Source organism: Psychrobacter sp. YP14 (assembly GCF_003209315.1).
GTDB classification, from domain to species: Bacteria; Pseudomonadota; Gammaproteobacteria; order Pseudomonadales; family Moraxellaceae; genus Psychrobacter; species Psychrobacter raelei.
Genome location: NZ_CP029789.1, coordinates 286633 through 299176, shown reverse-complemented (window position 1 = coordinate 299176; position 12544 = coordinate 286633). Strand labels below are relative to the sequence as shown.

Genomic DNA, 12544 nt, shown 5'->3' with positions numbered 1-12544 from the left:
ATAAATAAGGGTATGCGCTGATGATAATCAGCCGCTCACAGATTTTTCAATCACATTGATTGACTGTAGTGAATGGCACTGAGACTCAGTTACAGGTACAATGGTTGCTATAATTAGCCCTTAACTGAACGAACAATATTTAACGAACAATAAAAGAGACAACACATCATGGCACTAGATAATATTAAAGACATCATTGAAGACATTCGCGCTGGTAAAATGGTCATCTTAATGGATGATGAAGACCGCGAAAATGAAGGCGACCTGATTATGGCCGCCACTCATGTCAACCCTGAAGCCATTAACTTTATGATTACCCATGCCCGCGGCTTGGTGTGCTTGACCTTGACTGAAGAGCGCTGCCGCCGTCTTGAGCTGCCGCTGATGAGTGACCGTAACGAGGCCAAATTCAGCACCAACTTCACCGTGTCTATCGAAGCGGCTGAAGGCGTGACGACTGGTATCTCTGCTGCTGACCGTGCACGTACTGTGCAAGCGGCAGTGTCTGCCACAGCCAAGGCTGAAGACATTGTGCAGCCTGGCCATATCTTCCCCATCATGGCGCAAAAAGGCGGTGTATTGCACCGTGCTGGCCATACCGAAGCTGGTTGTGACTTAGCACGCCTAGCCGGCCTTGAGCCTGCCGCGGTTATCGTAGAAATCATCAATCCCGATGGCACCATGGCCCGCCGTGATGATTTAGAAAAATTCGCCGCCGAACATGATCTAAAAATCGGTACCATTGCCGATCTTATTAACTACCGCATTGCCAATGAGCAAACGGTCAATGAAGTCAGCAAACGTCCATTTGAAACCGACTTTGGCACCTTTACCCTATATCAATTTAAAGAATACGGTGCGTCAGAGACTCACTTAGCCATTGTCAAAGGCAATCCTAGCGAAGGCGTGAGTACCGTACGTGTGCATGGCTTCCATCCGCTACGTGATTTATTTGCCGCCAAACGCGATGCCACTGGCCGCAGTGGTTGGAGTATCCAAAACTCTTTACAAGAAATCAGTCAGTCTGAGCGCGGCGTACTGGTCTGGATTGGCAACAATCAGCCGGTTGATCTGGGCGAAGCGCTTGAGCTTGCCAGCAACAATCAGTCTGTCTCTACGCTATCCAATCAGCCTTACCGCAGCATCGGCGTGGGCGCACAAATCTTACGTCACCTAGGTGTACGTGACATGCGCTTATTATCTACCCCGCTCAAATTTAATGCGTTGTCAGGCTTTGATTTAAATGTCGTCGAGTGCATTGACTCACCTGATGCGCCAAATGCTTAATACGCTCAAAAACAAGGCATCTGCTTTAAAGCCGTCTTCGATGACGGCAGCCTCTGCCAAGATGCCTAAATCTAAGCTTAAGCCTTTGCTCTCAAAGACGCTACTTACCAAGCCTTTGGGAGTGGCAAATCAGTTGCTGCAGCCATATCACATTCAGCTGCAGCACTGGGTCAGCTACGATGGCAGCCAAATTCCTGTGACGGTCGTTGGTAATCCATCCGCCACACCTGTACTCTTGCTACATGCATTTGGCATGGATGCCCGTCAGTTTTTACCCTTTGTGCTGCCGCTGGCTGGCCAATACTGCTTTTATCTGCCTCATTTTCGCGGCTTTGGGTTAGCCGCTGCCACGCCCAGCAGTGAGTTTAACTTTATCGAGCAGTATGCCGATGATGTGGATGTTATTCTGACTCATATTTGCAGTAAACATCAGGTCAAGTCAGTCGATGTGGCCGCCATCTCTATGGGCGCTTTGGTCATGTGGGCGCATTTTAATCGCCATGCACAGCATACACAGACAAACAGCGCACAGGCAGAAGATAACCTAGCAGGTAAGCTACAAGGCAAAGCAGAAAGCAACTGTGAAACCAAAGCAAAAAGTAACTGTGAAACCAAAGCAGAAGCCGCGTTTGAAACTGCATCTAGAGTTAAGCGTTATTTGAACATTGATCAATCGCCTATCGTGCACAATCATGCTGACTGGCAAGGCGGGGTGTTTGGGGAGAAGCAGGCCGAAGTATTTGAACAATTTAATACGGTACTGCAAGCAACTTTGCCTTATGTTAATCAGCAAAATGCTAATGGGCAAAGTGCTAGTGGGCAAGCACCCCTGACATTTACCCAATTGCCGCATCAGGTAAAACGGCAAATCACTCAGATGGAAACTGCGTTTTCATTACTGTCAGCCGGCCGCCTTGCGTCGCAATTATTTATTAAAGCCAGTGGTTATCTGCCCGATCATAAACTGGCGGTTTATCAGCACCCCACTTGGCAACAAAAACTGCGTGGTCTTCAGGCGTATCTTGACCTACCGTATGATTACCGAGATGCTCTGCCGGTTACCCAGACTCCGGTGACCATGCTGATCGGCACTCAGTCACAGCTGTATGACCCCAAATGGCAACGCCAGGTGGCCAATATTTTGCCCAATGCTCAGGTGATTGAGATTGCAGGCTCTGGTCACGCCATTCCACTGGATGCACCGCTGCAGTTCTCACGTGTGTTAAAGCAGTTTTTGGTTTCAGCCTAAAAGTCAGGCTTAATCAGGCTTAAAAAGCAGTCAGGCTTAAAAAGTGGGCTTAGCAGATGCCCTAATGTTTACTATATTTTACTATTGGACGCTATGACCGACTCTTTATTTTCGACCCACCATTACAGCTACCCTACGCTTGATGACACCATTCGTCAAAAAATGGCGCATTTACAGCAGTCTATCGCCAAGCTTGAGTCGAATTTAATCACCCCAGAGTCCATGAGTAAACGCTTATCAAACACAGTAGATGATCATAAAATAGCTGATAAGCACTTAGCTTCACACAACAGCGTATTGGCACAAAGCGAAGTTGATTATGCTGGCGAACTCAACCCAAGCCAGCTACTGGCCGCCACCACCACCGAAGGTAAGGTATTGGTCATTGCTGGCGCCGGCTCTGGTAAGACCAAAACCCTCACCTACCGCACCAGTTATTTGATTGAAAGCGGGGCGTCTCCAAGCAGTATTCTGCTGCTGACCTTTACTCGAAAAGCAGCCAACGAAATCAAGGGCCGTGTCAAAAGCCTGTTGGCCGAAAGCTTTGCCGATAATCGCGCGTTAAGCGGCCTGGATCTGAATGCCATTACCAGCGGCACCTTTCACTCTTTTTGTAATATGCTGCTGCGCCGCTATTCAGGCTTACTGGGCATCAACCCTAAGTTTACGATTTTGGACACCGGTGATAGCGAAGATGCGCTGGATATGATTTGCAAAGAGCAAGGCATTGTGCGCAAAAACATGAAGCAGGCTTTTCCGCGCAAAAAGACCCTACAAAATCTCATCTCCACCTCTCGCAACCGTCATATCTTACTGCGCGATTTGATTGAAAATGACTATCCTGATATCGCCATCCATATTCCGCTGATTGAAGATCTGGCAATAGCGTATCACAAGTATAAGCGTGCCAATCATTTATACGACTTTGACGATATTATCAGCCAGGTGGTTTATCATCTAAAAAACAACCTGCAATTTCGCAAGCTGATTCAAGACACCTACCGTCATGTCATGGTAGATGAGTATCAAGATACCAACATTCCCCAAAAGCAGTTAATCGACTATCTCTGTGAGCCTGATAACGTGTCGCTGATGGTGGTCGGTGATGACAACCAAAGTATTTATGCGTTTCGCGGCGCCAATTACGAAAATATTCTACTGTTTGCCGACGGTTATCCCGACGCTAAGCTGATTAAACTTGAGCAAAACTACCGCAGCACGCCTGCCATTTTAGACTACGTCAATGCGCTGTCTGAACACATCACTTTGGGCTATCAAAAAAAGCTGTTTTCTAACCTAGCGACTGAAGGTGAAAAGCCGACACTGTGTCGGCGCAGTAATGACAAGCAAGAGGCGGTTTATATTGCTGATAAAATTATCGAGCTTAAGCCAGAGTATGATTTTAATGATTTTGCGGTACTAAGCCGCACCTCGTTTCAGTCCAACGAGATTCAACTGCAGTTTATGCAGCGCAATATCCCCTTTATCGTGGTAGGCGGTATCAAATTTATTGAAAAGCGCCATATCAAAGACATCTTGGGGCTGGTTAAGATATTATACAACCCCAATGACACCATTGCTTGGCACCGTATTTTAACCTTGTTCAGTGGCGTTGGTGATGTGACCGCATCTAAGATTACCCAAGCCATTACCAGCAGCAATGACTCGTTACAGCCGCTACTCGATCCCAAGCTGACCAAAAACAAAGCGCCCATTAACGAGCTATACCATGTGCTAATCAAAGCGCAGCAGCAAGCCACTGTCGCCGATATCTTGCAAACCCTGATTGACTTTTATGCGCCTATTTTAAAAACCTTGGAAGACAATTGGCGGGAACGCTCTGAGGACTTTCGAGTACTGATTAATTTAGCGCAAGAGCACAGCAGCTTAGATAACTTCTTGGAGAATTTAGCACTCGATCCGCCCAATGACTCAGTCGCGGTAATGACTAATCCTGAGGACAAACAGACCGATGCGGTGACTATTTCTACCATTCATAGCGCCAAGGGTCTTGAATGGCCGGTGGTCTTTGTTAATGCCTTAGTCGATGGCCTAATGCCGCATCACCGCTCTTTGCATGAGTTTGAGGCGTTAGAAGAAGAGCGTAAGCTGTTTTATGTGGCCTGTAGCCGCGCCAAAACCCACCTATATTTAACCGCCCCTGATTATTTTTCAAGCTTTGCCGGTTACTTCGATAAGATATCCCGCTTTGTCAGTGAAGTGGCCACAGATACCCTACAAGTTGATACTGCAGAATCTATAAGAAAATCTGATGACTCTCAATCAAATGACCCCGAATGGTGGTAGCAAGCATAGACATTAAAAAAATTCCCTACTTTTATAGTATATATTCTGTAGTTTTATAGTAATATATCAGCATATTTAGGTTGCACTCTTAATTTAATGTTAAAATGTGCGTAATAGTGGGCGGGTTTTGCCAATATAATTGCTGCCTATTAAATATTTTGCTCGGTGTATCACGGGTCAGGGTTGTTAGAATTTAGATTAAAGGTAGAGAAGTTAACATGAATGTTTTAAAAAGCCCAAAATCACTGTTTGCCAGTACCTGTCTTGCGGTGTTGATAGGCTTAACTTCAGGCTGTGCCAGCGTCAATTCTGGCTTACAATCCGGTGAACTGCCACCACAAGGCGCCTTTATTGCTGAAAATGGCATGCAGTTTAACGTTCAGCCTTTAAGCTTGGCTAATTTGCCAGCCTCACCTGCTTATTCTACTAGCCGTAGCAATCAATCGACCATGAAGAATGCGCGAGTGCGTGAATTATTAACTAATTCACGTGCAGCAGACTATAGGATCTCTACCAGTGATATCTTAAGCATCAATCTTATTGGATATCCAGAGATTACGCCGCCTATTCCAAGTACTGCCATTACCACAGCCACCAACCCTTATGCGTCAGGCTATCCTGTGGACCAGCAAGGCTATATTCAGTTCCCCTTGGTAGGCCGAGTAAAAGCCAGTGGCCTGACCGTCACTCAATTTACTAATAATTTACGCAGTCAATTACAGCGCTATTTAAAGTATCCTGATCCGCAAGTAAAAATTGTGAATTATCGCGGTAATAAATTCTTTATCGATGGTGAAGTGCGTCAGCCGGGCGAGTTCAATATTGCCGATGCGCCTGTTTCTTTATATGGTGCCATCTCTATGGCAGGCGGCGCCACGCCAGAAGGAGACTCTAATAACGTGGTGTTGATGCGCCGCGGTACGAGATATGAGCTTGGACTGCGTGATCTACAAAACATGGGGCTATCTGCCAATCAAATCTATCTGCAAGATGGCGACTCTATCCATATCAATAGCTTGGATCGCAATAAAGTCTATGTGTTGGGCGAGTTTGGCGATATCAAGCCATTAGAGATTCCAGAGCAAGGGATTAGCTTATCGCAAGTTATTGGACAAGCTAAAGGCTTAAACCCCTTGACAGCCAATGCGGCCAAAGTCTATGTGGTGCGTGATCATGGTAATGCCTCGTATACTGATATCTATTATGTCAACTTACAGACGGTCACTAACTTAGCGTTAGCCAATCGCTTCGAGATGCAGCCAGATGATATTGTCTATGTCGATCCGACGGGCCTAACCCGTTGGTCAAGATTTGTTAATTCAATACTCCCCTCGAGCACGGCTATTACACAGCTATCAGGTTTATAACGGCTTTAATATTACTATAAATAGTATATATTGTTGATGTTAACTATCTGTTTTGTGGTTTAGGAATCAGTCATGGCTTTTGAAAATATATTGGTAGTCTGTGTGGGTAATATCTGCCGTAGCCCGATGGCAGAAGCGTTATTAAAGCAGCGCTTTCCTGATAAAAATATTGACTCAGCAGGTGTGGGTGCCTTGGTCGGCCATGGTGCTGATCCTGCGGCTATCGAAATTATGCAGCAGCAAAATATTGATATTACCGGTCATGTTGCTAAGCAAATCGATGAAACACTGGCATTAAAATATGAGTTAATATTGACCATGTCTGATGGACAGACTAAGTGGATTGAAGAGCGCTTTCCATTTTGCCGCGGTAAAACCTTTAAACTGGGTCATTGGCGTGATAAAGATATTTCTGACCCTTATAAGCATGAAATGAGTGCCTTTATAACCGCTTACCAAGACATCATAAGCAGTATAGATGAGTGGCAAGACAAACTGGGTTAGAACAAAAATGCCAAATAGCTAGGCTGCCCTACTATTTGACCTTTTTCTACCTGATTCTTTTACCCGATTCTTTTACCTGATTAATTAGTAATTAACGAATAGCGAAGCCTTATGAGTAAAACTGTGCCAAACACTTCTATCAATGACGCCACTCAAAAAGATGATGAGATTGACCTAATTGCACTGTTATTAACTTTGTTACGTGGCTGGAAGACTATTTTGACCTGTGCCCTATTAGGGTTGGCACTGGGGTTTACTTATAGCCGCTATGTACAGCCAACCTATCAAACTGACGCCTTACTACAAATAGATGAAAAATCTCAAGGTGTTGCCGCGTTAGGCGCGAACATCTCAGAGCTGGTCGGCGAAGCCAAAAGCCAAGCAGAAACTGAACGTGAACTAATCAAATCACGTATGGTGCTAGGCCCTGTGGTTGATAAGCTGCACTTAGACTTACGCATTAGTAATCCAGAGATAGGCGCATTAGACCGTATTGCTCAATCAGAAGTCCCTACTCAGATCAGTACTGAGCAAGGTGTGTTTTTAGACACCAAAAATGGTGAAGCACAGATCACTAGCTTTGAGGTGCCTTTGGCTTATTTAGATAAGCCGTTTACGTTAGTAAAAACGGATAAAGGCTTTGAGCTAAGTATTGAGATCAATGAAGAGCTGACTCAGTATTCTGGCGCTATCGGTACCCCTACTACCATAACTACCCCTGAAGGGGATATCAAACTTTCAGTGGCTGCTCTACCATCGGCAGGGCATCCTATTCGCTTAACCAAGCTCTCAACGCCTTCGGCTATTGATGCATTAAGCAGCCGCTTATCAGTAACCGAGCGCGGTAAACAAACCGGTATTGTTCAGTTAACGTTGACCGGTGAAGATCAAAAGCAGGTCAGCCGCGTCCTTGCCAATGTCGTACAGTCTTACGTTGATCAAAACTTAGCCCGCGGCTCACAGCAGACGACCACCACTATTGAGTTTATGGAATCACAGATTCCACAGCTAAAGCAAAAGCTTGAGCAATCAGAAGAGGCTTTTAACAAGTTCCGTGAACAATACGGTACGATCGATGTGAGCAAAGAAGCTGAACTGCTGCTCACTGAAAGCTCTCAAATTGAGCAGCAGCTTAGCGAGCTTCAGCTGAAACAGGCAGAGCTATTAACTTACTATACTGAAGATCATCCGTTGGTCATACAGATTAATGATCAATTAGCGGTATTAAATGCCAGACGCCAAGAAATCAAAGATACCGTCACGCGTATGCCAGAAGTACAGCGTGAATTCTTGCAGCTGTCACAAGATATGGAGATAAACCGTGAGATTTATCTGACCATGCTCAAGAACTATGAGCAGCTTAAGATTGCGCGTGCTGGTGAAATCGGCTATGTGCGTGTGGTGGATATGCCTATCAATACCTATAAGGCTATAGCACCGAAGAAGCTGCAAATCTGGGTACTGGCTCTATTATTGGGCACTATGCTAGGCACATTATTAGTCTTTCTTAAAAGCTTGCTACGTAATACAGTTAAAGATCCAGAGCGTTTGGAGGCCAAAACTGGCGTTCCGGTTATTGCGACCATTCCACGCTCTAAGACCTCATTTAACTTAAGCAAGAAGAAAGACAGCAATCGTCGCTTGCTGGCGATGGTCGAACATGATGGGCTCAGCTATGAGGGTATTAAAAGCTTACGCACTTCTTTAATGTTTGCGATGCCAAAAGTGAGTAAAGTGGCAACTGTGTTAGGCTCTGATGCTATCGATGCTCATAAACAAGGTAAGGTGATTGTCATCTCTGGTGAAGCGCCAGGTATAGGCAAGTCCTTTATTTCTTCAAACCTGGCTGAGACTTTCTCTCAACTCAATAAAAAGGTACTGATTATCGATGGTGATATGCGCCGTGGCGAGCTGCATAAAATATTTAGTGTGAACCAAAATAGCGGCCTAGGTGATTATTTAACTGAGAGTAATGCCACTCTATCAGAGTTCATTCATCCCACCAGTTTTGATTTTATTGACTTTATGCCACGTGGTAAGCATCCGCATAACCCAGCATCACTGCTGTCCACTGAGAAGTTTGGCAATATGATGGTTCAGCTGATCGATATCTATGATTATATTATCATTGATACCCCACCAGTATTAGCAGTCTCTGATGCGATTATCACTGCACAGTATGCGGATAAAGTACTGATGGTAACCCGCTACAACAGCTCTATTGAAGGACAGTTAACCTACGCTGTGAGACAGATGAATAAGTCAAATATCACCGTAGATGGTATTATCCTAAACGATGTGGTACAAGGCATCACCGATAAGTACAGTTATCACTATAGTTACGCTTATGGTAATTCAAAAGAGTAATTGCAATTTTTTACATTTAATAGATTAGCTTGATGGCAAACAACATAGCGATATAGCGATGCAAAACAATCATAAAGGCAATCATAGCAATAAAGATTCTGATAACAACCTAGGTAGCGCTTCTCATTCATCTCCTAAGTTGAGTGGAGTCGCAGAAGGATTATTAGGGTTACCACGACCGATAAAACAAGCTGTTTTATTGATTGGGGATTATGTCATTTCTATTGTTTGCTTGTTTCTAGCATTATCACTGCGTCAAGGCGTACTGGATGTTAATGCCAGCCCTTTACTGGTCGCTTTATATGCTTTAGTACCAATTTTAGGCTTATATGTGGTCGGATTTTACCGCGGTGTGACTCGTATCTTCTTCGATACCGATATGCGCCGCGTGCTTAAGCTATTTGTCATTATTTTAATTGTATTTACCGTTGTCTACCTATTCGACTTTATTACCAGTATTCCGCGCTCAGTGCCACTGCTTTATCTATTTATGCTGTTTATCTGGCTATGGGGCAGTAGACTGTTCCTACGCGACTTATTATTGCGCTTACAAGGTAAACCTGTCTATCAAGATTTAAGTAAAAGCTCTATCGAGCGCGACAATGTGCTTATCTATGGGGCTGGCTCATCAGGTACTGTGCTATTAGAAGCATTACAGGACTCTCCCCGCTATCAAGTCGCTGCTTTTATCGATGATGACAACCGCTTAACTGGCGGCCATATCCTTAATAAACGTATTTATCCAGCGACCAATATCAAGCAACTGGTTGATGATCTCAACATCGCTCAAATATTTTTAGCTATGCCCTCGGTCAATCGCCAGCGTCGTCGTGAGATTATTAATAATTTAACCAATCTGTCTGTAAAAATTAAAGAACTACCTAGTCTACAAGATATTGCTGAAGGTAAGGTTACCGTCAGCACCATGCGCCGCGTCGATATTTTGGACGTATTAGATCGCCAGACCGTTGATCCTGATCCTATATTGCTTGCTAAGAATATTGAAGGTAAGAATGTATTGGTAACTGGTGCTGGTGGCTCAATCGGTAGTGAACTGTGCCGTCAAATTATAAAAAACAAGCCTAAATGCTTGGTATTATACGAGTTGTCTGAATATGCACTTTACGCTGTTCATCAAGAATTATTAGCTTGGCAAGCAACAAACGTAAACCAAATCCAAACAGAAATTATAGCGCTACTAGGCGATGTTAAAAATGAAAAGAAGTTAAAGAAAGTGTTTGATATGCATACTATAAACACTGTTTATCATGCAGCAGCTTATAAGCACGTACCTATTGTAGAGCACAACCCCTTTGAAGGGGTCATTAACAATACCAAAGGCACCTATCATTGTGTTAAAGCTGCAATTGAAGCGAAAGTTGAAACCTTTGTATTGATATCAACAGACAAAGCAGTACGCCCTACCAATATCATGGGGGCTTCTAAGCGCCTAGCAGAGCTGGTATGCCAAGGCTTCAGCAATCAGCACCCTAACACAAAAATTAGCATGGTACGCTTTGGTAATGTCTTGGGCTCATCGGGCTCAGTAGTGCCACTATTTACCAAACAAATCGCTAAAGGTGGCCCTATCACGGTGACTCATCCAGAGGTAACCCGCTACTTTATGACCATCCCAGAAGCAGCAAACCTAGTCATTCAGGCAGGTGCTATGGCACAAGGCGGTGAAGTCTTCGTATTGAATATGGGTAAACCGGTAAAAATTGTCGATTTGGCGCGCCGTATGATTCACTTAAGTGGTTATGAAGTAAAAGACGAATATAACCAATTAGGGGATATTGAAATTATATTCAGTGGGTTACGTCCTGGAGAAAAATTATATGAAGAATTAATTATAGGAGGTGATAATATTGAAAATACTCAACATCCTTTAATTATGCAAGCACGTGAAGATTATTTTGAAATATCAGTTATAGAAAACACTCTTACTGAGCTTAACCAACGTTCATTGTTACACGACACAACTTGGCTAAAACATAAACTATCTCAGTATGTTGAAGGTTATAACGTATGAATTCTAACTACGAGTTTCCATTCGTTGTCAACTATTAGATTTTTCCCTATTACTTCTCTTAAAGGCCTAACCTTGATTTATAATTTAAATATAAATCTTTAATTTTTTTAATCCGATAGTGTAACTATCCCCTAAAATAACACAGCTCAAACGTAGAATTTCTTATAAAATACCCATAAGGAGTTTTAATATGAGCAAACGAATGACTGAGACCCAAATAGTATCGATATTAAAAGAAGCAGAAGCTGGAGTACCTGCTAAAGAGCTGTGCCGTAAATACGGTATTGCTAGCTCGACTTTTATAATGAGGAACGTCAAGAAACAGTCTGGGAGACTGTTTTAGTGACGCAAGACGGAGCGATAGCGAAGTTAGATCCAAGTATGGAGGCATGGAAGCCTCTGATGTTAAGCGACTAAAAGAGCTTGAAGAAGAAAACCGTAGGCTAAAACAGATGTATGCTGATTTAAGCCTCAAAACGCAAATGCCCGAAGAGATCATAAAAAAGCTATAGCGCCTGCCCTTGAGCGCAAAGTCTGGGCACAAGAGTTACAGGCGCAGTATGGTGTCAGTATTGCGGTAAGTTGTCAGGTTGTCTGCATGAGTCGAACCGCTTACTACTATAAGCCTAAGCTATCTGATGATAGTGAGATTATTGATGTCTTAAACAAGCTTACTGACAAGCACCATTGTTGGGGTTTCCCAAAGTGTTTTAAGCGTATACGCAAGCTTGGCTATTCATGGAATCATAAGCGAGTACACCGTGTTTATACCGCGTTAAACTTAAACCTACGCCGTAAGTCTAAAAGACGGCTAGCAACACGTAACCCCCAGCCGCTAAGTGTGCCAAACGCATTGGGTCATACTTGGTCTATGGACTTTATGAGCGATAAGCTGCACAACAATATTCGCTTTCGAACCTTTAATGTGATTGATGATTACAACCGTGAAGTATTAGGCATTGATATTGGTACCAGTATGCCTTCACTCCGAGTGATTCGCTACCTCGACCAGTTAGCCGAATGGCATGGTTATCCTAAGCAAATTCGTGTGGATAACGGCAGTGAGTTTACATCTAGCACATTCACTGATTGGGCATCAGCTCATGGTATTTATATTGATTATATCGAGCCTGGCTGTCCTTATCAAAATGCTTATATTGAACGGTTTAATCGCAGTTACCGCAATGAGGTTTTAGACTGTTATCTTTTTAATAATTTAAACGAGGTTAATAAGCTGACTGAGGACTGGATCAAGGTTTATAACACTGAAAGACCCCATGATTCACTTAATGATATGACACCTGCCCAGTACAGACAGGTGGCTTAATTATTCTACGATGATGTTGTGTTAAGAATGGGGTAGTTACAATAGCTTGATAAATTAAAATACTTATTTAACTGTATAAAACTTAATCCACTTAACTATTACTA

7 protein-coding genes and 1 pseudogene are annotated in these 12544 nt (G+C 43.6%); all 8 read left to right on the top strand.

Annotated features, from left to right (window positions below):
• Nucleotides 1–168: 168 nt before the first annotated feature.
• The 8 genes and pseudogenes from ribBA to DLE54_RS01245 all read left to right on the top strand — a co-directional run bounded on the left by ribBA (nt 169) and on the right by DLE54_RS01245 (nt 12440).
• A complete protein-coding gene (gene ribBA, locus DLE54_RS01280; protein ID WP_110815991.1) occupies nt 169–1287 on the top strand; it encodes a bifunctional 3,4-dihydroxy-2-butanone-4-phosphate synthase/GTP cyclohydrolase II in 1119 nt (372 codons plus the stop codon).
• A 40-nt stretch (nt 1288–1327) separates the two neighbouring features.
• Nucleotides 1328–2536, top strand: coding sequence for an alpha/beta fold hydrolase (locus DLE54_RS01275; protein ID WP_110817265.1), 1209 nt, complete (start codon nt 1328–1330; stop codon nt 2534–2536).
• Nucleotides 2537–2629: 93 nt separating this feature from the next.
• Nucleotides 2630–4843, top strand: a complete 2214-nt coding sequence (locus DLE54_RS01270; protein WP_110815990.1) for an ATP-dependent helicase — start codon at nt 2630–2632, stop codon at nt 4841–4843.
• Nucleotides 4844–5061: 218 nt separating this feature from the next.
• Nucleotides 5062–6210, top strand: a complete 1149-nt coding sequence (locus DLE54_RS01265) for a polysaccharide biosynthesis/export family protein (protein WP_110815989.1) — start codon at nt 5062–5064, stop codon at nt 6208–6210.
• 72 nt (nt 6211–6282) lie between these two features.
• Complete coding sequence (locus tag DLE54_RS01260) at nt 6283–6714, top strand: low molecular weight protein-tyrosine-phosphatase (protein ID WP_110815988.1); 432 nt, start codon at nt 6283–6285, stop codon at nt 6712–6714.
• Nucleotides 6715–6825: 111 nt separating this feature from the next.
• Complete coding sequence (locus DLE54_RS01255) at nt 6826–9081, top strand: polysaccharide biosynthesis tyrosine autokinase (RefSeq protein WP_110815987.1); 2256 nt, start codon at nt 6826–6828, stop codon at nt 9079–9081.
• A 58-nt stretch (nt 9082–9139) separates the two neighbouring features.
• The gene (locus DLE54_RS01250; protein ID WP_110815986.1) at nt 9140–11113 is read left to right on the top strand and encodes a polysaccharide biosynthesis protein; all 1974 of its coding nucleotides are present in this window, start codon (nt 9140–9142) and stop codon (nt 11111–11113) included.
• Nucleotides 11114–11303: 190 nt separating this feature from the next.
• A pseudogene (locus DLE54_RS01245) lies at nt 11304–12440 on the top strand (IS3 family transposase).
• Nucleotides 12441–12544 lie beyond the last annotated feature (104 nt).

Coding starts and splice junctions, on each gene's coding strand:
- DLE54_RS01260 (WP_110815988.1), top strand. CDS start 6,283: ATGGCTTTTGAAAATATATTGGTAGTCTGTGTGGGTAATATCTGCCGT.
- DLE54_RS01265 (WP_110815989.1), top strand. CDS start 5,062: ATGAATGTTTTAAAAAGCCCAAAATCACTGTTTGCCAGTACCTGTCTT.
- ribBA (WP_110815991.1), top strand. CDS start 169: ATGGCACTAGATAATATTAAAGACATCATTGAAGACATTCGCGCTGGT.
- DLE54_RS01270 (WP_110815990.1), top strand. CDS start 2,630: ATGACCGACTCTTTATTTTCGACCCACCATTACAGCTACCCTACGCTT.
- DLE54_RS01255 (WP_110815987.1), top strand. CDS start 6,826: ATGAGTAAAACTGTGCCAAACACTTCTATCAATGACGCCACTCAAAAA.
- DLE54_RS01275 (WP_110817265.1), top strand. CDS start 1,328: ATGACGGCAGCCTCTGCCAAGATGCCTAAATCTAAGCTTAAGCCTTTG.
- DLE54_RS01250 (WP_110815986.1), top strand. CDS start 9,140: ATGCAAAACAATCATAAAGGCAATCATAGCAATAAAGATTCTGATAAC.